General features: G+C 58.1%; 14 protein-coding genes and 1 riboswitch. Of the genes, 4 read left to right on the top strand and 10 right to left on the bottom strand.

Features of this window, described 5'->3' with window-relative positions; all coding sequences use genetic code 11:
- Nucleotides 1-72: 72 nt before the first annotated feature.
- From ACWJ62_RS08605 to ACWJ62_RS08590, 4 genes are all read left to right on the top strand, one after another.
- A complete protein-coding gene (locus tag ACWJ62_RS08605; RefSeq protein ID WP_449285808.1) occupies nucleotides 73-2,175 on the top strand; it encodes a molybdopterin-dependent oxidoreductase in 2,103 nt (700 codons plus the stop codon).
- Between the two features lie 329 nt (nucleotides 2,176-2,504).
- Complete coding sequence (gene ggpS / locus ACWJ62_RS08600) at nucleotides 2,505-4,778, top strand: glucosylglycerol-phosphate synthase (RefSeq protein ID WP_449285807.1); 2,274 nt, start codon at nucleotides 2,505-2,507, stop codon at nucleotides 4,776-4,778.
- 40 nt (nucleotides 4,779-4,818) lie between these two features.
- Nucleotides 4,819-6,261: a sucrose phosphorylase gene (gtfA, locus tag ACWJ62_RS08595; RefSeq protein ID WP_449285806.1), complete on the top strand. Its 1,443-nt coding sequence runs from the start codon at nucleotides 4,819-4,821 to the stop codon at nucleotides 6,259-6,261.
- A gap of 178 nt (nucleotides 6,262-6,439) precedes the next feature.
- The gene (locus ACWJ62_RS08590) at nucleotides 6,440-8,155 is read left to right on the top strand and encodes a diguanylate cyclase (protein ID WP_449285805.1); all 1,716 of its coding nucleotides are present in this window, start codon (nucleotides 6,440-6,442) and stop codon (nucleotides 8,153-8,155) included.
- 166 nt (nucleotides 8,156-8,321) lie between these two features.
- On the opposite strand, the gene ACWJ62_RS08585 is transcribed toward ACWJ62_RS08590, so the two are convergent.
- From ACWJ62_RS08585 to urtB, 10 genes are all read right to left on the bottom strand, one after another.
- Nucleotides 8,322-9,380: a ribonucleotide-diphosphate reductase subunit beta gene (locus tag ACWJ62_RS08585; RefSeq protein ID WP_449285804.1), complete on the bottom strand. Its 1,059-nt coding sequence runs from the start codon at nucleotides 9,378-9,380 to the stop codon at nucleotides 8,322-8,324.
- A gap of 123 nt (nucleotides 9,381-9,503) precedes the next feature.
- Nucleotides 9,504-12,269: a ribonucleoside-diphosphate reductase subunit alpha gene (locus tag ACWJ62_RS08580; RefSeq protein WP_449285803.1), complete on the bottom strand. Its 2,766-nt coding sequence runs from the start codon at nucleotides 12,267-12,269 to the stop codon at nucleotides 9,504-9,506.
- Between the two features lie 197 nt (nucleotides 12,270-12,466).
- Nucleotides 12,467-12,645: riboswitch (cobalamin riboswitch) on the bottom strand.
- A 159-nt stretch (nucleotides 12,646-12,804) separates the two neighbouring features.
- A complete protein-coding gene (locus tag ACWJ62_RS08575) occupies nucleotides 12,805-13,158 on the bottom strand; it encodes a zinc ribbon domain-containing protein (protein WP_449285802.1) in 354 nt (117 codons plus the stop codon).
- 5 nt (nucleotides 13,159-13,163) lie between these two features.
- On the bottom strand, nucleotides 13,164-14,396 hold the full coding sequence (gene fmdA, locus ACWJ62_RS08570) for a formamidase (RefSeq protein WP_449285801.1): 1,233 nt from the start codon (nucleotides 14,394-14,396) through the stop codon (nucleotides 13,164-13,166).
- A 104-nt stretch (nucleotides 14,397-14,500) separates the two neighbouring features.
- On the bottom strand, nucleotides 14,501-15,544 hold the full coding sequence (locus tag ACWJ62_RS08565; protein ID WP_449285800.1) for an AAA family ATPase: 1,044 nt from the start codon (nucleotides 15,542-15,544) through the stop codon (nucleotides 14,501-14,503).
- A 15-nt stretch (nucleotides 15,545-15,559) separates the two neighbouring features.
- On the bottom strand, nucleotides 15,560-16,606 hold the full coding sequence (locus ACWJ62_RS08560; protein WP_449285799.1) for an aliphatic amidase: 1,047 nt from the start codon (nucleotides 16,604-16,606) through the stop codon (nucleotides 15,560-15,562).
- Between the two features lie 26 nt (nucleotides 16,607-16,632).
- A complete protein-coding gene (urtE, locus tag ACWJ62_RS08555) occupies nucleotides 16,633-17,322 on the bottom strand; it encodes an urea ABC transporter ATP-binding subunit UrtE (protein WP_449285798.1) in 690 nt (229 codons plus the stop codon).
- A 2-nt stretch (nucleotides 17,323-17,324) separates the two neighbouring features.
- The gene (gene urtD, locus ACWJ62_RS08550; RefSeq protein WP_449285797.1) at nucleotides 17,325-18,083 is read right to left on the bottom strand and encodes an urea ABC transporter ATP-binding protein UrtD; all 759 of its coding nucleotides are present in this window, start codon (nucleotides 18,081-18,083) and stop codon (nucleotides 17,325-17,327) included.
- Nucleotides 18,083-19,282 carry an urea ABC transporter permease subunit UrtC gene (gene urtC, locus ACWJ62_RS08545; protein WP_449285796.1) on the bottom strand — a complete coding sequence of 400 codons (1,200 nt, stop codon included), beginning with the start codon at nucleotides 19,280-19,282 and terminating at the stop codon, nucleotides 18,083-18,085. The genes urtD and urtC overlap by 1 nt, the downstream gene beginning before the upstream one ends.
- A 9-nt stretch (nucleotides 19,283-19,291) precedes the next feature.
- Complete coding sequence (gene urtB / locus ACWJ62_RS08540; RefSeq protein WP_449285795.1) at nucleotides 19,292-20,218, bottom strand: urea ABC transporter permease subunit UrtB; 927 nt, start codon at nucleotides 20,216-20,218, stop codon at nucleotides 19,292-19,294.
- Nucleotides 20,219-20,225: the final 7 nt, after the last annotated feature.

Raw genomic sequence — 20,225 nt, 5'->3', positions numbered from 1 at the left:
CGTCTGATTTTCCGCCGGCTTGTGCCACACTGCCAGAACCAATAACGACAATATCCGGACCGAGTGTTTGCCATGACTGACACCCAGACCCATTACCGCACCTGCAACATCTGTGAAGCCATGTGTGGCCTCGAAATCAAGCATCGGGGTAACGAGATCCTGTCCATCAAGGGCGATAACAACGACCCGTTCAGCCATGGCCATATCTGCCCGAAAGCCGTCGCACTGCAGGATTTCTACAACGACAAGGACCGCCTGAAAACACCCATGAGGCGCACCGCCGACGGCTGGCAGGAGATCAGTTGGGATGAAGCTTTCGGGGAAATCGCCTCGCGGTTTCGCGGCATTCAGCAGGAACACGGGCAGGATGCGGTCGGGGTTTATCTGGGTAATCCAAACGCCCATAACTTCGGCAACGCCATCATGCTGCCGCGGTTCTTCAAGGCTATGGGCACCAATAACCGCTACAGCTCCGCCTCCGCCGACCAGTTACCACACCACGTGGCCTCCAATTACATGCTCGGCGCCGGCATGCTCATTCCGGTCCCGGACATCGACCACACGGATTTCATGCTGATCATTGGCGCCAACCCGATTGTCTCCAACGGAAGCCTGATGACCGCGCCGGGGGTGGGTAAACGGCTGAAAGCCATCCAGCAACGGGGTGGCAAGGTAGTGGTGGTGGATCCGCGTCGTACTGAAACCGCTAAAAAAGCCGACCAGCACCTGTTTATCCGCCCGGAAACCGACGCCCTGTTCATGCTGGCTATGGTCCACACGCTGTTCCAGGAAAAACTGGTTACCCTGGGCCACCTGGAAGACCGGATCGACGGGCTTGAGCAATTGGCCGAGGCCGTCAAACCCTATTCCCCCGAGACTGTGGCAGAGGCCTGCGGCATGACCGCCGATGCTATTCGCGAGCTGGCACGGGATATGGCCGCCGCCAAAAGCGCCGTTTGCTACAGCCGTATGGGCGCCTCGACCCAATCGTTCGGCGGTCTCTGCCAGTGGCTGAACAACGTGCTGAACATTCTCACCGGCAACTTCGATAGCCGCGGTGGCGCCATGTTCCCCCAGCCGGCCTTTGATCTGGTGCGGGACAAGAAGGGCAAGCCCAGCTCTTATGGCCGTTATGAGTCCCGGGTGCGAAAACTGCCCTACTTCAACAACGAGTTCCCGGTCGCTACCCTGGCTGATGAGATCCTGACCCCGGGAGAGGGACAGATTCGCGCGATGATTACCATCGCCGGCAATCCCGTGCTCTCGGCGCCTGGTGGAGCTCGCCTGGAAGAAGCCTTCGATGCGCTGGATTTCATGGTGTCGGTGGATATCTATCTGAACGAAACCACCCGCCATGCGGACATCATCCTGCCGGCCACTACCGGGCTGGAAGTGCCCCATTTTGATGTCTTCTTCAACTCCTTCGCGGTTCGCAACACCGCGAAATTCTCGGAACCGATGTTCGAAAAAGCGCCAAACCAGAAACACGACTGGGAAATTCTGCGGGATCTGGCCCTGCAGTTAACGAGCCTGGAAGACGATGGCGTAACGCCGGAGGCCATGCTGGACCTGGGCCTGAAACACGGCGCCTACGGAAAAGAGGGCATGAGCCTGGAGACCCTGAAAGCCAACCCCCATGGTGTGGATCTGGGACCACTGCAGCCCTGCCTGGCGCAGCGCATCCAGACCGAAGACGGCAAGATCCGGTTGGCTCCGCAGCTGTATCTGGACGACCTGAAACGCCTGGATGCCTCAGGCCTGTTGCAGGCAGATGAGAACAGCGACTATCCGTTCACGCTGATCAGCCGCCGCCTGCCCCGCAGCCACAACACCTGGACCCAGAACTCCCACCGCTTGGTCAAGGGCAAGAACCCGTGCACTTTGCAGATGAACGCCTCAGATGCCCGCAAAATCGGGCTTGAAGACGGACAGCTGGCAGAGGTCCGCTCGGTGACCGGTAACATCCGGCTGCCGGTCGAGATCGACAACGATATGTTTGAAGGGGTGATCAGTATTCCCCAGGGTTGGGGCCATAACCGCGCCGACACCCGCATGTCGGTTGCGGAGTCGCAACCCGGTGCCAGCATGAACGATGTGACGGACTCCCAACGAATTGACGCTCTGACAGGCAACGCCGCCTTCAACGGAACACAGGTAGCGGTAAGCGCCGGTTAAACACACCGATATCGGGGCCGTGAAAAAGCCCCGAAATAACGCATGCCGGATCTCTCCGCACCAATATAGACCTATATGCGCTGGTCATTCTGACCCTTGCCGGCGCTTTCCGTTTCATTGCAATACTTTGTTTTTACACTGTAAATTTTTTGTTTTCTGCACAAAGCCCGCCATTTCTCGTCATCGCCCGGTACAAAACCTGCAAGCACTCTGACCAGGGTCCCCGGTTCAGCAATGCGCTTTGCCTTCACTGAGTGGTTACCCATCTCTGTGCATCGGTGCGCTGAACCACTGGACAAAAGGAAACACTCACACAGGAGTGCACCACCATGTTGCTTGCCACCGATCTCGACGGAACCTTTCTTGCGGGTGATCCGGGCGATCGTCTCAGGCTGTACCAGCTGATTTCGGCCCACCCGGAAATCCAGCTGGTGTTCGTGACTGGTCGAGGGCTGGAGTCGGTATTGCCCCTTCTCTCAGACCCCACCATTCCCCAGCCTGACTACATTATCTGCGACGTTGGCTGCACTGTGGTGCACGGCGGGTCCCAGCAGGCCATCCAACCCTTACAGGGCGAGATTGACCGGATCTGGCCAGGTGAACAGGTGGTCGAGGCGGCACTTTCTTCGTTTGCAGGTCTGCAGCGTCAGGAAGTGCCCCAGGAACGTCGGGTTTCCTATTTCTGCGACGTTTCCGCAGTTGGTGAAGGCCTGCTTGAAAAGGCAGACGAACTGTCCTGCGAAGTCCTGTTCTCTGCCAGCAAATACTTGGACATCCTGCCCCGTGGTGTCAATAAAGGCAGCACCCTGACTCGCCTGGTTGAACACCTGGATGCGGATCCTGAATCGGTCCTGGTGGCAGGCGACACTCTGAACGACCTGTCGATGTACCAGCAGAGCTTCAAGGGTGTCTGTGTCGGTGCCTCCGAGACCGGCCTGCTCGAGGAGACCGAGCTCCAGGCACGGGTGTTCCATGCCGAGGCCACCGGCTGTGGCGGCATTCTGGAGGCCTTCGAACACTTCGGTTTCCTCGGTCATGCCGGTATCGATGCCGAGATTCCGGATCCCATGCGCTTGGGCAAATCCGACCTGGTCATCGTTTACCACCGGTTGCCCTACGAAGAGGTGATCGAGAACGGAGAACTGATACGGCGCCGGCCCCGATCTCCGAATGGCATCATCCCTACCCTGTTGAGCTTCTTTGCCGACGGCAAGGCCGGTTCCTGGGTGGCATGGTCCATCGATGACCCTGATCTGGGGCCTTTCCAGACTCACACCGAAGTCGACACCGGCCGCTATGAAAAACTGGTCGCCGCCCGAGTACCGCTAAGCGCGGAAGATGTCGATATTTTCTACAAACGGTTCTCCAAAGAAGCTTTCTGGCCAACCCTGCACACCTTCTGGGAACGGGCCACGTTCCGGGATGATCACTGGCAGGTATTCCTGAAAGTAAACCGGCTCTTTGCTGAACGCACCGCAGCTGAGGCGGCGGAGAACGCCGTGGTCTGGATCCACGATTACAATCTGTGGATGGTGCCGGCATTCCTCCGGGAACTGCGTCCGGATGTCACTATCGCTTTCTTTCACCACACCTACTTTCCTTCGGCCGATGTATTCAACGTGCTGCCCTGGCGCCGGGAGATTATCGGCAGCCTGCTGCAGTGCGATCACATCGGGTTCCATATTCCCCGGCAAGCCGAGAACTTTGTTGATGTGGCCCGTGGCGTTACACCCCTGGAAGTCACCCAACGGGCCGGATGTGCACCGCGTTTTCTGACTTATGGCTGTGCAGTGGGACTGGATGAGATGAGCACCGAGATCAAGATCAATGATCGGACGATCGGTCTCGGGGCTCACCCTGTTGGTCTCGACCTGAGCCGGGTTCGAAACGCTCTGACTGATAACGACGTTATCGCCCGCATGGAAAGCCTTCGGGAAGAACTGGACGATATCCGACTGATTCTCTCCGTGGAGCGACTCGATTTCACCAAGGGTATTCTCGAGAAACTCCACGCCTACGAGCGCATGCTGACCGAGCACCCGGAACTGGAAACCAAAGTCACCCTGATGATGGTGTGCGTGCCGGCTGCGAAAGGGATGACCATCTACGAGGAACTGCTGGCCCAGATCGAACAGACCGTGGGCCGTATCAACGGCCAGTTTGCCCAGGTGGGCTGGACCCCGGTGCAGTTCTTCTTCCGCGCCCTGCCGTTCGAGGAACTGGTTGCTTATTACACCATGGCGGATGTCATGTGGATTACCCCCCTTCGGGACGGTCTCAACCTGGTCGCCAAGGAATACATCGCCACCCAGGGGCTGACCAAAGGCCGTGGGGTGCTCGTGCTCTCGGAATTTGCCGGCGCCGCCGCCGAACTGCGGGGCGCCATCCTGGCCAACCCCCACCATCCACAGGATCTGGCCGACACCTGTTACTACGCGCTGGCCATGAGCCGAAGCGAAGCCCAGAGCCGACTGGCCGAGGCATATGGGGCCGTGTGTCGATATGACATCGAATACTGGGGCCGGGAGTTTATCGAGGCCGTGGAAGAGCGGCGTGACACCAAGCTAAAGAAGATCGTACCGCTGGGGAAAAACGCAGCCTGAACTGGCCGCCACCTATAAGCTGACAACCAGGAGCAACGCCATGCTGCTCAAAAACGCAGTGCAGCTGATCTGCTATCCGGACCGGATTGGTAAAGATCTCAAAGACCTCCACACCATGGTGGAAACACACCTCTCGGAGGCCATCGGCGGTCTTCACATTCTGCCGTTCTTTCCCTCGAACGCGGATAGCGGTTTCTCCCCCCTCACCCACAAGGAAGTGGACCCTGACTTCGGAACCTGGGACGACATCGAAGCCTTTACACAGAAATACGACCTGTGTGTGGACCTGACCGTCAATCATATCTCCGATGAGTCGCCGGAGTTCCTCGATTTCATTGCCAAGGGATTCGACTCGGAACACGCCGATCTGTTTGTCCACGTCGACAAGTATGGCGAGATCTCCCCGGACGACATGGCCAAGATTCATATCCGCAAGGAAAAGGAACCGTTCCGGGAAGTGACGCTGGCCGATGGCACCAAAACCCGGGTCTGGTGCACGTTCACCGAACAGCAGATCGACCTGAACTACGATTCCGATCTGGCCTATCGCCTTATGGAGAGCTACATCGGATTTCTCACCTCCAAGGGCGTAAACCTGCTGAGGCTGGACGCGTTTGGCTACACCACCAAACGCATCGGCACCAGTTGTTTCCTCGTGGAACCGGAGGTTTACCGGATTCTGGACTGGATTAACGAGGTGGCCCTCAAGCATGGAGCTGAATGCCTGCCAGAGGTGCACGATCACACCAGTTACCAGTACGCTATCAGCCGGCGCAACATGCATCCCTATGGCTTTGCCTTGCCGCCCCTGCTTCTCTACTCGCTGCTGGATGCGAACAGCACCTACCTGAAAAACTGGCTACGCATGTGTCCGCGTAACATGGTGACGGTGCTGGATACGCACGATGGCATCTGCATACCGGATGTCGAAGGGGTGCTACCGGATGAAAAAATAAGAATACTCATCGACAACATAGACGCACGCAGTGCCGACCCGATTCTGCGCCGATCAGCGGCGAACATTCACAGTGTAGGCGCGATCTACCAGTTAACCTGCACCTTCTACGATGCCCTGATGCAAAACGACGATGCCTACATCGCCGCCCGGGCGATCCAGTTCTTCGCTCCCGGCATTCCTCAGGTGTATTACGTTGGCCTGCTGGCCGGGTGCAACGATCATGAACTGATGGAACAGACCGGCGAGCTGCGGGATATCAACCGGCACTATTACACCCTCGAAGAAGTGGACGAGGAGATGCAAAAACCGGTGGTACAACGCCTGCTGAGTCTGATGAAGTTCCGCAGCAACTATCCGGCCTTTGATGGCCATTTCGAGCTGAACTACTCCAATGACTCCAGCGTGGCCATGGCCTGGCGCCATGGTGATTACTACTGTCACCTGTTTGTCGATCTGAACTTCAAGACCGTAAAGATTGAATACGTCGACGTGGAGTCCGGGGAGAGAAAGCGCCTGGAGTGCTAGGCGGCACTGACTGTATTCTGACGAACGCACTCCGGCTGGTTTTGGTCCGCATGACATATGACAAGTTCCGAATTTGCCTATATTCTAGGCAATTCGGCGAAAACGAGTACATTGCATAGTGCGATCGCAGGGCCTTTTCTTTCTCCTCCTGACACTTCTGGGTCTGGCGACACACGTTTTGGCTGAATCGCCTCCCGGTGATGGCTTGGTTCCGGTTATCGACGCGCAAACCGACCATCAGGGCTCCATAGTCGATCGCATGGCTTTTCTGGTTGAACACGAGCAGCCTCTCTCATTTGATGACGTGCAGTCCCTCATTCGTCGAAATCCCGCTGTTCTGCAAAAGCCCGAATCCAGTGTATTAACCCGTGGCATCAATTCCGAGGCGGTCTGGGTGGTGGCTAACGTTATCAATTCAACCAACGACACCATCGTACGGCGCGTGTCCGTCGGAACCGGCTGGCTCGAGCATGTGGATTTCTTCCTGGTGGCTGACAACCGTCTGCTGCAGCACTTTGTTGCCGGTGACCGTATTGCGCTGAATGAACGCTCCCTTGCCAAGCGCCTGCCGAGCGCGGATTACTCGTTTCCACCCGGCAAGACGCGTCTTTTGGTGCGGGTGGAAACGGCGGACCCCATGAAACTGCCGCTTTATTTTTCGAGCATTGCCAGTAGCCACAACCAAGAGCAGGCACAAACCGCATTCTACAGTTTCGTCTACGGCCTGATGTTCGCACTTTCGGCCTACACGCTGATGCTGTTTTTCAGCCTTCGGCAGCGGCGTTACCTGTACTATTCACTGTACACGGGCACTTTTGTGGCCATGACGGCTTCCTACAACGGGATCGGAATGGTCCTGCTCTGGCCCGAGGCGGTCGTCTGGCAGCAGTGGGCACCTCCCCTGTTGATGCTATGTTTCGCCAGCTCCGGACTGGCGTTTGCAACAAACTTTCTCCGCACCAAACTCTACCGCCCACGGCTTCACAGAGTCATCCAGGTCCTGTGCATATCTTACTTCGTGCTATTTGGCATCTGTTTCGCGCTAAACGAACAGGGTCCGGCACTTCGCCTCGCATTCCTGATCGTTCCGGTGTTCAGTGTATTGATGCTGTACATGGGAGTATCGAGCTGGATATCCGGCAACGAGTCCGCACGGTATTTAATGCTGGGCACCCTGGCCTCCGCCGTGGGTGCTACCATTACCGCTCTTACGGTAACCGGCACCATTTCATATACTCAGGTTGGCTATTACGCCGTGGACATCGGCATGGTGGTGGACGCCATGCTTTTGATGTTGGCCCTGGCCGATCTTGTTCGTAAAAACGTCGATGCCCGTGTGATAGCCGAACGAACGGCCCAGGTTGATCTGCTGACCGGACTGAACAATCGGCGCGGTTTTTTGCCTGTTGCGCAGTCACTCTGGAGTCTGGTCACACGAAACCATCGGAACATCTGTGTGGCGATGATCGATATCGATAACTTCAAGAGTATCAACGATCGTTACGGACACGCCGCTGGCGACAGAATTCTGAAAAAAATTGCCAGCGAGCTTGATCGCTCACGTCGCCATGGCGATCTCCTCGCCCGGTGGGGAGGAGAGGAGTTCACTCTGTTACTGCCGGAGACAGATCAGGCCGAAGCCCACAAAGTGGCCGAACGTTACCGCCGGAGTGTTGAGCAGCTGGTGATCAATGACCACGGCAAAGTAATCCAATGCACCATCAGCGTAGGCGTCGCCAGCCGCCATTCCGAACACGTCACCCTGGAGCACGCCATTGCAACGGCCGACCAGAGGCTCTACCAGGCCAAGGTCCAGGGGCGGAATCAGGTCTGCATTGGCAGCACATCGGACGAGCCGAAGAGACGCTCACCGCCACCTGAAAAGAGTCGTTGACGTCTTAATCAGCCAGCCCTTGTAGAGCATAGACTTCCGGTTTTGAATCGACTCGTACCTTTGCACAAGTTCGGAAAGCCGCCGCATGGAGCTTGCGGCACATGGAGCAGTGGCAGTTTTCCCCGGAGTTTTGCGACACCTTTCGCCGAACTCCGGGCCTAATCCGCTACCACTCCAACTGAGCCCCGGTCTGGTATTCAATCACCCGTGTCTCGAAGAAGTTCTTCTCCTTGCGCAGGGTGGCCTGCTCGTCCAGCCAGGGCGAAACATTCTTCGCACCCGGGAACGGCTCTTCCAGGCCCACGGTACGGGCACGGCGGTTGGCCACGAAGCGGAACTGCTCGCTGTGATACTCCGCCGAGTAACCGAGAATCGGATCGCGAAGGATGTAGTCCGCATAGGCTCTCTCGGCGGCCTCGGATTCGTCCCACATGTCACGCACGGCTTTCGGATCGAAGGTAATGTTCTCCTCTTCCACGATCTGGTTGACCACTTTCAGGCCGAATGAGAAGTGCATGGCCTCATCCCGCAGGATGTACTGCAGCTGCTCGCCGGTGCCGCGCATCAGGCCCCGGCGCTGCAGGGCAAAGATGGGGCTGAAGCCGTTGTAGAACCAAGTGCCTTCGAACACCGCCGCGAAGAACAGGTAGGACATGATGAATTCCTGCAGGTCGTCCTTGTTGCGCAGGTTCATGTCCGGGCGCATGGCGGCGTCCAGCCTTCGGTTGGCGATCTGGATCTTGCCGTTGATGGCGGGCACCACCCGGTAGCGGTTGTAGATCTCGCTCTGGTCCAGGTTCAGGGTTTCGATGCAGTGCTGGTAGGCCCAGGTGTGCATGGCCTCCTCGTACACCTGCCGGGCCTGGTAGATCTGCAGTTCCGGCGCGCTCATCTTCTCCATCACCGCCAGGCCGATGTTGCGCATGGCCAGGATGTCGGAGGTGGTGAGGTAGGCCAGCACGTTCTCGTACACATGTTTTTCCGGTGCGGTGAGCCGGTGGTGGTAGTCGTGAACGTCCTGGGCCATGTTCACGTCCAGCGGCGTCCAGTGGTTCTTGTTGGCGTTCATGAAGTACTCCCAGGCCCAGGGGTACTTGAATGGCGCCAGCTGGTTAATGTCGGTCTCGCCGTTGATGACGCGTTTGTCGTCCACGTTCACCGGTGCCGGGGCTGCTGGGGCTTCGGGTCTATTCTGAGTGATCTGATCGTCTTCCCAATTGAGCATTTTCTTACCTTCACATTCGATTCATCGTGGTTCGGATTAGCGGAGCGTAATCCGACTTCGTTCCTGAACTCTGGATTGGTTGTCGGATTACGCTGCGCTAATCCGACCTACGGCATCAAAAACCTACTGACAGGCTTCGCAGTCCGGATCGTCGATGCTGCACACCTGGGGCTGCGGCGCGGCGACCGGGGCGGTTTTCTCGGCGCCGGTGGCACCCAAAGAGCGCAGGTAATAGGTGGTCTTAAGGCCACGCTCCCAGGCCAGCTGATACAGGGCGTCCAGCTTTTTACCGCTGGGCTCGGCCATGTACAGGTTCAGGCTCTGGGCCTGGTCGAGCCATTTCTGGCGCCGGGCGGCGGCTTCCACCAACCATCGCGCATCGATCTCGAAGGCCGTGGCGTAGCGGGCTTTCAGCACATCCGGGATACGGTCGATCTGCTGCACGGAACCGTCGAAGTATTTGAGGTCGTTCACCATCACGTTGTCCCACAGGCCTTCGGCCTTGAGATCCTGCACCAGGGAGGGGTTTACCACGGTGAACTCGCCGGAGAGGTTCGATTTCACGAACAGGTTCTGGTACGCCGGCTCGATGGACTGGGACACACCCACGATGTTGGAAATCGTGGCCGTCGGGGCGATCGCCATCACATTGCTGTTGCGCATGCCGTTTTTTGCGATCAGTTCGCGTACGGGAGACCAGTCCAGTCGGGCTTTGGTATTTACAGACAGATCCCCTTCCCTGCGGTTTTCCTTCAGCAGTTGGATGGAGTCGATCGGCAAGGTGCCCTGCTGCCAGAGTGAGCCCTCATAGCTCTCATAGGCGCCTCGCTCACCCGCCAGCGAAGCCGAGGCGCGGATGGCGAAATAACTGAGCTGCTCCATGGCAACGTCAGCAAACTCAACCGCTTCCGGGCTGGAATACGGCAGGCCCAATTGATAGAGCGCATCCTGGAAACCCATGAGGCCGAGACCGACCGGGCGATGCTTCAGGTTGGAATTGCGGGCCTGCGGCACTGCGTAGTAGTTGATGTCGATAACGTTATCGAGCATGCGCGCGGCGGTGTTCACCGTTTTTTCCAGACGCTGCACGTCCAGCTCGCCGTTGGCGATGTGGGCCGCCAGGTTCACGGAACCGAGGTTGCATACAGCGATCTCGTCGGCACTGGTGTTCAGGGTGATTTCCGTGCATAGGTTGGAGCTGTGCACCACACCGCGGTGCTGCTGGGGAGAACGCAGGTTGCAGGGGTCTTTGAAGGTGATCCAGGGGTGGCCGGTTTCGAACAGCACGGTGAGCATCTTGCGCCAGAGCTGCTTGGCCGGGATTTTCTTGAACAGTTTGATTTTGCCCTGCTCTGCCAGGGCTTCGTAGTGCTCGTAGCGTTCACGGAAGGCGTTGCCATACAGGTCGTGCAGATCCGGCGCATCGCTGGGGGAGAACAGGGTCCAGTCACGGTCTTCTCGCATGCGCTCGATCAGCAGGTCCGGCACCCAGTTGGCGGTGTTCATGTCGTGGGTACGGCGGCGCTCGTCCCCCGTGTTCTTGCGCAGTTCCAGGAACTCCTCGATGTCCAGGTGCCAGCTTTCCAGGTAGGCACACACCGCGCCCTTACGCTTACCGCCCTGGTTTACCGCCACGGCGGTGTCGTTCACCACTTTCAGGAACGGTACCACGCCCTGGCTCTGGCCGTTGGTGCCCTTGATGTGGGAGCCGAGCGCACGCACCGGAGTCCAGTCGTTGCCCAGGCCGCCAGCCCATTTCGACAGCATGGCGTTATCGCGGATGGCGCCGTAGATGTCTTCCAGGTCATCACCCACAGTAGTCAGATAGCAGGAAGACAGCTGTGAATGGCGGGTACCACTGTTAAACAGGGTGGGCGTGGAGGCCATGTAGTCAAAGGACGACAACAGGTTGTAGAACTCGATGGCCCGAGCATTCGGGTCGTCTTCGCGCAGGGCCAGGCCCATGGCAACGCGCATGAAGAATACCTGAGGCAATTCCAGGCGGGCCTTGTTCCAGTGCAGGAAGTAACGGTCGTACAGGGTTTGCAGACCCAGGAAGCCGAATTGAAGATCACGCTCCGGTTTCAGGGCAGCGCCAAGGCGCTCCAGATCAAAGGCAGCAAGGGCTTCGTCCAGCAGCTCATAACGAATACCTGCCTCGATGAAGGCCGCCAGAGCCTGGGGGTAGATCTCTGCCAGCGGCAGGCTGATGGGCAGACCCAGGGCAGCCGCATTCTCCAGCCGGAGCTGCTCCAGGAGCAGGCGGGCGGTGACCGCGCTGTAGTCCGGCTCCCGCTCAATCCGGCTGCGGGCCGTCATGATCAAGGCCGACAGCACGTCTTCCTCGGCAATGCCGTCATAGAGATTGGTCAGGGCATCGTCCACCAGGGAATCACCATCAATGCCTTCCAGCCCCGTGGCCGCCTGTTCTACCTGCAGCTTCATCAGTCCCAGATCCAGCGGAGCGATCTCGCCGCTGGTCTTTTTCACGGTCAGGTGCGGGTGGGCCTCAACCGGGGCATGGCGGGCACGCTCCCGGGCATGCTCTTCCCGATACAAAACATAGGCCCGGGCTACCTTTTGCTCTTCAGCTCGCATCAGAGCCAGTTCCACCTGGTCCTGAATGTCTTCGATGTGCACCTTGCCGCCGGCTTTAAGGCGTCGACCAATGGCCTGGATAACCTGGTCGGTGACACGGTGCACCGCGTCGTTGATACGGGCGGAGCCGGCGGCTTGTTCACCTTCGACGGCCAGGAACGCTTTGGTCACGGCAATGCTGATCTTCGACGGGTCAAAGCCCACGAGGGTGCCGTTGCGTTTGATGACCTGAAGGGATTCGGTATCGGTGTGCGAGGTTGGCCGGGGTTCGGCCAGGGCTGAGGCAGACATGCTGTGTTCTCCTGAATACGCGTTGAAATCCTTTCACCATCGCGTAGGCAGAGAAACGGAACGCCACCGTAGGTCGGATTAGCGAATGCGTAATCCGACGAAAGCGGCTTTGCGCAGGCAGGGATGTCGGATTACGCATTCGCTAATCCGACCTACGAGTTTGGCCTGAGTCCGGTCTGCTCACCTTGAAACGCGAAGGTGCAGTTTTCTCCCTGGCAGGTCTTCGGACTCAGGGGCGTGAATCGTTCGATTCGGCCTTGCGTGGCGACTTCCCGGCTTGCGCCAGTGTCTTTATGCCACGCTTGTTCCCCAATACCGCTGCGCGTCAGTTCCGGATTCTCACCGGATTCCCGATACCAGAATGCATCGGGTGATCACGTGCTGACCGAGTTGGTTACGCACTGATCACTACATCTGGTATTTGACCAAGGATGGAGACACTATATACACGATATCTGGAAGGGACAAGGTGGGCAGGCACAAAAAAAGGCCCCCATGAAGGGGGCCAAACACGTGACAGCATCTACTCAGCCGATCAGTGGCTGATCATCCAGGGCCGCATGGAAGGAAACATCTTCTTCCCGTCGGCGGTGTAAAACAGCATGGACTTTCCGGGCTTCGGAGAGCCACAGCCGCAGGCACGGCTATGCTCTTTATCATTGGCCCTTCGGTCTGCGGTGGAGAACACCGGTTCATGCCGCGACCGTTCGTTCCTGTCCTCAGCTGCCCTTTTGGCCGGGTCCATGGCCGCAATGTGCGAGGGCAGTACGATCACCCGTGGCGACAGGGCCTTGCAGCTAGGGCACTCTGCCGGCTTGGCGGCATCGTCCATGGTTGCCAGGGTGTTAAACAGGCCGTGCTCTCGGCACTTGTAGTCATACACAGGCATGGTGATTACTCCTTATCTTTCGACAACGGTACGTCCATGCCCCCACTGACTTTCTTCTGGGGTCCATCGGCGGACGGGTTGATGTCGAAGTCGAAGATGCCCGTTGGCAGCCAGAGCGTGGCGCAGGCGTTGGGGATATCCACCACGCCGCTGATATGGCCTTCCACGGGCGCACAGCCGAGAATTGCGTAGGCCTGGGCCTTGGTGTAACCGAACTTGGTCATGTATTCGATGGCGTTCAGACACGCCTGGCGATAAGCCACGTGTACGTCCAGGTAATGCTGGCCGCCGTCCTCGTCCACCGAGATGCCCTCAAAGATCACGTAATCGTCGTAACGGGGCTTGATCGGGCTGGGCTTGAACACCGGGTTCTTGATGCCGTATTTTTTCACGCCATCCTTGATCAGGTTTACCCGCAGGTGAATCCAGCCAGCCATTTCGATGGCACCACAGAAAGTGATTTCGCCGTCGCCCTGGCTGAAGTGCAGGTCGCCGACAGACAGACCTGCGCCGTCCACGTACACCGGGAAATAAACCTTGGAACCCCGTGACAGATCCTTGATGTCACAGTTACCGCCGTGCTCACGGGGCGGCACGGTACGCGCGCCTTCGGCACCCGCAGCCTTGGCCGCGTCGCCGGTCAACTGGCCCATGTGGGCGGTGTCGCCATTTGGCAAAGTAGCCAGTTCCGGTACGCGCTCCGGATCGGTCGCGACCAGTCCGGCTTCACGCTTGTTCCAGGTGTCCAGCAATTCTTTGGAGGGCAGGCAGCCGATCAGGCCCGGGTGAATCAGGCCGGCAAATTCCACGTTGGGAATGTGGCGGGATTTGGTGAACATGCCGTTAAAGTCCCAGATCGATTTCTGGGCCTCCGGGAAGTGTTCGGTCAGGAAGCCGCCGCCGTTCTGCTTGGAGAAGAACCCGTTAAAGCCCCACTGGCTCTCTTCGAAGGTGCCGATATCGAGAATGTCCACTTCCAGCAAATCACCCGGCTCTGCGCCTTCGACACCAATGGGGCCAGACAGGAAATGCACCTGGCTGAGATCCACATCGCGAACGTCGTCAGCACTGTCATCGTTCTTGATCTGTCCGCCGGTCCAGTCGTAGCACTCCACGATGAAATCATCGCCCGGCTTGACGGTCGCCACCAGAGGAATGTCCGGGTGCCAGCGGTTGTGGATTTTGTCGTTCTCGTAGGCCGACTTGTTCAGATCGATCTTGATAATGGTTTCAGCCATAGCGGAGGCTCCTTGGTATTATTGGCTTACACGTTTAGGTAACAGCTTCACTATCCGAAATCCGGCCCCGGGAAGGTATTCGCGAAATGCCCCCGGTACCTACGTCATTCGACGTATTGGTGCACGGTTATCTCGTTGCCCTGAAGATCCGCTTTGAATAACCGACTCTCGGGATTGGCCAATAAAGCACGGGCAACCAACGGTTCCAGCCGCTGACGAAAAGCGCGAAGCATTTCCCGGGCGCCGTACCGGCTGTCGTATCCTCGGCAGAGTTCGGCCCGCAATTCTGGCGATAACGAAAGCTCAGCGTGCTTGCGGGACAGGCGCTTGTTGAGGCCAGCCAGCTCAATGTCCAGCAAGGCATCCAGCCAGTTTTCACCAAGGTTGTTAAACGTGAGAATCTGGTCGATTCGATTGAGGAACTCCGGATCAAAATGCTTTCGGAGGGCGGTGTCGCGAATGGCGTTCGCATCGCCCGGTCGCAGGCCCAGCCAACGTCGCCAACCCCGCTGATACCGATATTGATGGGCTTCCGCATCGAGTGCGCCCGCATTACTGGTCATGAAAATCAGGGTGTTGCGGAAGTCGATCTCGCGGTTGCCGGACGGAAACACCAGCCGGCCGGTGTCCAGCACGTTCAGCAGCGTGCGCACCACTTCCTTGCTGGCTTTCTCGATCTCATCGAACAGGACAATGCCGGGCTTGCTGAACGAGCCCTGAACCTTGTCCAGATCAAACAGGCTGTGGCCTTCCTTGCTGCCCACGTAACCGGGCGGGGCACCGGTGAGCGCAGCGGCGTAATGTTCCTGGGCCAGTGTGTTCATATCGATGCGGCACACGCCATCACGGTTGCCATGGATGGCTTCAGCAATCAGGCGCACGGTTTCGGTCTTTCCGACCCCGGTGGGTCCGAGGAACAGGTGCACCGCCAGCGGCCGGTTGTCGTCGCCGATGTCGGCTTTCACCCGCACCAGCATGGCTTCCATGGCGGTCAGGGCCTCGTCCTGGCCAACAATGTTGTCCCGCAGGCGGGACATGACGGCATCTGGCTCAAAGCGGAACCGGGAAGCACGAACCGGGCCTGAGGCGGCCCGGTCCTTTTCAATGGATTCCCGGTTGGCTTCCAGCCGTTCGTTGATAAACGGCACTGGCGCCTCCCGGCTTTAAGCCCCTGCGGATTTTTCCTTGCCATCAACAGGCAGGTCGCCCACCGGACACTCGGCGGTTCCGATGGTTTTGCGAGTCATGGCTTCCACGTCCTGCTGTGCCTTCTCGGCATCCATCACCCAGGTACGGTAGAAATCGAATGGGCAATCGGCCACGCCCTTGTCACCATCGCCTGACGCATGAACGCCGCTGTAGCCGCGGTGAAGCAGCTTGAACAGATGGTTCTGGGACTGGTCGTTCTTGCGCGCGTCGCGAATCTGGCTCACGGACAGCTGGGCGTACTGAATGCCCATGTCTTCCTCGCCACATTCACCCAGAGTACGGCCATCAAAGCCGATAAGTGCTGAGTGGCCGAAATAGGAATACACACCATCAAAACCAGAGGCGTTGGCCACTGCCACATAGCAGTTGTTGGCCCAGGCCATGGTCTTGGACATCATGATCTGCTGTTCCTTGGCCGGGTACATATAACCCTGGCAGCGCACGATCAGCTCGGCACCCTTCATGGCGCAGTCTCGCCAGATTTCCGGGTAGTTGCCGTCGTCACAGATGATCAGGCTGATCTTCATGCCCTTGGGGCCTTCGCTCACGTAGGTGCTATCGCCGGGATACCAGCCTTCAATCGGGCACCAGGGGATACACTTGCGGTACCTCTGAACGATTTCACCCTCGTTGTTGATGAGGATCAGCGTGTTGTAAGGCGCCTTGTTCGGATGATCTTCGTGGCGTTCACCCGTCAGCGAAAAGATGCCCCAGGTGTTGGCTTCACGGCAGGCTGCGGAGAAGATGGCGGTTTCGTCACCGGGCACGGTGGCCGCGGTTTCCATCATCTCGTCGTTGTCGTACATGATGCCCATGGTGCTGTATTCCGGGAACACCACCAGATCCATGCCCGGTAGGCCCACCTTCATACCCTTGATCATCTCTGCGATATTGCGGGCGTTGTCCAACACCTCGGCCTTGGTATGCAGCCGGGGCATTTTGTAGTTCACCACCGCCACGCCGACGGTATCGTTACTGCTGGAAATATCACCGTGTCTCATTGTTCGTCTCCTGATGTCTCAATCGATCAAACCGCCAGATAGCTGGCAATCTTGTCCTGGTCTGCCTCGGCACGGCTCTCTTCGTGCACAATCGAGCCCTTCTCGATGACCAGAATCCGGTCCGCGGCATCCATCACAAAGCTCAGTACCTGCTCCGAAACCACAATCGACAGCCCCCGCTCATCGCGAATGCGCCGCAAGGTCTTGGCAATTTCCTTGATGATGTTGGGCTGAATGCCTTCGGTGGGTTCGTCCAGCAGCAGCACTTTCGGGCGCGTGGCAAGGGCGCGAGCAATGGCCAGCTGTTGCTGCTGGCCGCCGGACAGGTTACCGCCACGCCGGCCCTGCATTTCCTTGAGCACCGGGAACAGATCGTACAAATCCTCCGGCACCTTCTTCTCACCTACCGCAGCCAGGGCGGTCTCGATGTTTTCCCGGACCGTCAGGGTGGGGAAAATCATCCGGCCCTGAGGTACGAAACCGATTCCTGCACGAACCCGCTGAAAGCTCTTCATATTGGTCAGTTTGGTTCCGTCCAGGCTCACCTCGCCGCCCTTCGTGGGGGTCATCCCGACCAGGGATTTCATCAGCGTGGTCTTGCCCATTCCGTTACGGCCCACCACGGCCACAATCTCGTTTTTCGCCACATCCAGGTTCAGGTCGTCAATGATGGTGCTTTGGCCATAGGCCACCGAATGATGTTTGATGCTCAGCATGATCAGTGCCCCAGGTAGACTTCGATGACTTTCGGGTCCGCCTTCACGTGCTCGATGGACCCTTCCGAGAGAACCTTGCCCTGATGCATGACCGTCACCCGGTCGGCAATGTCGCCGACAAACTGCATGTCATGCTCGATCACCAGTACCGTGTGGTCTTTGGTAATCACCCGCAGCAGTTCCGCCGTTTTCTTGCGCTCGGTGACGGACATGCCCGCCACCGGCTCATCCAGCATCAGCAGGTCCGGTTTCTGGATCAGCAGCATGCCGATCTCCAGCCACTGCTTCTGGCCGTGACTGAGCGACGCCGCCGATTCGTTCAGGACATCCGTGAGAAAGATGGTCTCCGCCACCTCTTCCACCGCTTCAATAACCACCCTGTCCCGCTTGAAGGCCAGGGCGCCCATCACGCTGTGGCCCTGTGGGTAGGACACTTCGAGGTTTTCGAAGACGGTCAGGTCCTCGAACACGGACGGCGTCTGGAATTTCCGGCCCACGCCCGCGTGGACGATCTGATGTTCCTTGAGTTTGGTCAGCTCTTTGCCGGCAAACTTGATGGACCCGGTGGTGGCCTTGGTCTTGCCGCAGATCAGGTCCAGTACGGTGGTTTTACCGGCGCCATTGGGGCCGATGATGACCCTGATTTCCTTGGGATCGAGGTAGAAGGACAGGTCATCGACGGCCTTGAAGCCATCGAAGGACACAGTCAGGCCTTCGACGGCCAGCAGGAAATCACCGCTCTTGCTCTTGGCTGCATTCATCACGATTTCTCCGGGCTGTAGGAATCGATCATCGGATCATAGTCATCGGTCTTTTCAGCGGTCGGCTTGACGGCTTCAGGTTCCGCTGCGGCTGTGTCTTTCGCCTTGTTACGCTTGAAGATCTTGTCTTCCAGTGGCATGACATAGGTCTGGTAAAGACCGGCCATGCCATTCGGGAAGGCCAGCACCACGCCGATGAACAGGGCGCCCATCGCGAAAGGCCAGAGTTCCGGGAAGGATTCGGAAAACCCGCTCTTGGCCGCATTGACCAGCAGCGCGCCGTAGACAGCGCCAAGGATGGATAACCGACCACCGAGGGCACAGAAGATGACCATTTCGATGGAGGCGACGATGCCGATGAAAGACGGCGACATGAAGCCGACGATCAGGGTAAACATGGCGCCACCAACACCAGCAAAGGCCGCTGCCAGACAGAACACGAAGATCTTGAAGGCGGCAACGTCATAGCCGGAGAAGCGCACCCGGGTCTCCTGGGCATTCATCGCCACAAGGATACGGCCGAGCTTTCGGTTCTGGACTAAGCGCGCCACGAACAAACAGAGGAAGAGCATTCCAACGCAGATGAAGTACAGTGTGGTTTTGGCTTCATCCGTGCGAATGTCCCAGCCATTCAGGGTCTGCAGGTCGGTAATCCCGTTTACGCCACCTGTGAAGCCCTGTTGCCCGATAATCAGGATGGTCAGGACAGCGGCGATGGCCTGGGTGATGATGGCGAAGTACACGCCACCCACCCGACGGGTGAACATGGCAAGTCCGATAACCAAGGCCAGCAAGACCGGCACACCAATCACCGCCAGCAGGGTGAAAGAAAAGCTATGGAACGGTTCCCAGAACCAGGGCAGCGCCGTGAGCTGGTTCCAGTCCATGAAGTCTGGAATACCGGGAGTAGACTGGATGGCGGTGGCTTCCGGTGTGGACGCCTCCAGTTTCAGGAACATCGCCATGCAGTAGCCACCCAGGCCAAAGAACACACCCTGGCCCAGGCTGAGGATGCCCGCTTTACCCCAGCACATGACCAGGCCAATCGCGACAAAAGCGTAGGTCAGATACTTGCCCACCATGTTCAGGCGGAATGGGTCCAGTATCAGCGGCAGTATGATGACCAGCAGCGCCGCCAGTCCCAGGTAATACAGTCCCTCACGGGAGACAAACCATTTCATTGGGGATGCAGTTTTCATCACAATCTCCTAGCGACGGACCTTGAGGGCCATGAGTCCTTCCGGACGCAGCATCAGAATGCCGATGACGACCAGCAGGGTGAGTACCTTGGCCATGGAACCACTGAGGAAGAATTCCATGGTCGACTGGGCCTGGGAGATGCCGAAGGCAGACACGATGGTGCCAATCAGACTTTGCGCGCCGCCAAACACCACCACCAGGAAGGTATCCACGATGTAGGCCTGGCCGGATGAGGGGCCTGTTGACCCGATCATGGTGAATGCCGCGCCCGCCACACCGGCGATGCCACACCCGAGGGCAAAGGTTGCCCGGTCAATACCGGCACTGTTGATACCCACCGCTTCAGCCATAGGGCGGTTCTGCACTACAGCGCGGACCTTCTTGCCATAGCCGGAGCGGAACATGAGGAGGTAAAGTCCAACGGCGATAGAGAGCGCAATGATCATCACGAACAGGCCGTTAATCGGCAATTGCACCAGATCGGTCACATTAAACGCGCCCAGCATCCACTCCGGCAGTTCGACACCCACTTCCCGGGCACCAAAGATGGAACGGTAAGCCTGCTGCATAATCAGGCTCAGACCCCAGGTTGCCAGCAGGGTATCGAGAGGTCGGTGATAAAGGTGCCGTATCATGAGCCACTCTATGAGTGCCCCTAATGCGGCGCAGACCAGAAAGGCCAGGACCATGGCGACAAAGAAATAGCCGCCAAAAAGCCCCGGCAGATAAGATTGGAAAAAACCCGATGTCAGGTAGGTTGTGTAGGCACCGAGGATCATGAACTCCCCGTGGGCCATATTGATTACACCCATCTGACCAAAAATGATCGTCAGGCCCAGAGCCATCAGCACGAACACTGAAAACAGGGAGAGCCCGGCAAACCCCTGCATGGCAAATATCGACATCAATTCACTGCTGGTGTAGCCATCAAACATGACCCTA

This window comes from Marinobacter sp. PE14 (assembly GCF_053566155.1).
The sequence above is the reverse complement of the archived record's forward strand: the minus strand, read 5'-3'. Positions and strand labels throughout refer to the sequence as shown.

Excerpts from the sequence above, each read along its gene's own strand:
- ACWJ62_RS08605 (WP_449285808.1), top strand. The coding sequence starts at position 73 with ATGACTGACACCCAGACCCATTACCGCACCTGCAACATCTGTGAAGCC.
- ggpS (WP_449285807.1), top strand. The coding sequence starts at position 2,505 with ATGTTGCTTGCCACCGATCTCGACGGAACCTTTCTTGCGGGTGATCCG.
- gtfA (WP_449285806.1), top strand. The coding sequence starts at position 4,819 with ATGCTGCTCAAAAACGCAGTGCAGCTGATCTGCTATCCGGACCGGATT.
- ACWJ62_RS08585 (WP_449285804.1), bottom strand. The coding sequence starts at position 9,380 with ATGCTCAATTGGGAAGACGATCAGATCACTCAGAATAGACCCGAAGCC.
- ACWJ62_RS08580 (WP_449285803.1), bottom strand. The coding sequence starts at position 12,269 with ATGTCTGCCTCAGCCCTGGCCGAACCCCGGCCAACCTCGCACACCGAT.
- ACWJ62_RS08575 (WP_449285802.1), bottom strand. The coding sequence starts at position 13,158 with ATGCCTGTGTATGACTACAAGTGCCGAGAGCACGGCCTGTTTAACACC.
- fmdA (WP_449285801.1), bottom strand. The coding sequence starts at position 14,396 with ATGGCTGAAACCATTATCAAGATCGATCTGAACAAGTCGGCCTACGAG.
- ACWJ62_RS08560 (WP_449285799.1), bottom strand. The coding sequence starts at position 16,606 with ATGAGACACGGTGATATTTCCAGCAGTAACGATACCGTCGGCGTGGCG.
- urtE (WP_449285798.1), bottom strand. The coding sequence starts at position 17,322 with ATGCTGAGCATCAAACATCATTCGGTGGCCTATGGCCAAAGCACCATC.
- urtD (WP_449285797.1), bottom strand. The coding sequence starts at position 18,083 with ATGAATGCAGCCAAGAGCAAGAGCGGTGATTTCCTGCTGGCCGTCGAA.
- urtC (WP_449285796.1), bottom strand. The coding sequence starts at position 19,282 with ATGAAAACTGCATCCCCAATGAAATGGTTTGTCTCCCGTGAGGGACTG.
- urtB (WP_449285795.1), bottom strand. The coding sequence starts at position 20,218 with ATGTTTGATGGCTACACCAGCAGTGAATTGATGTCGATATTTGCCATG.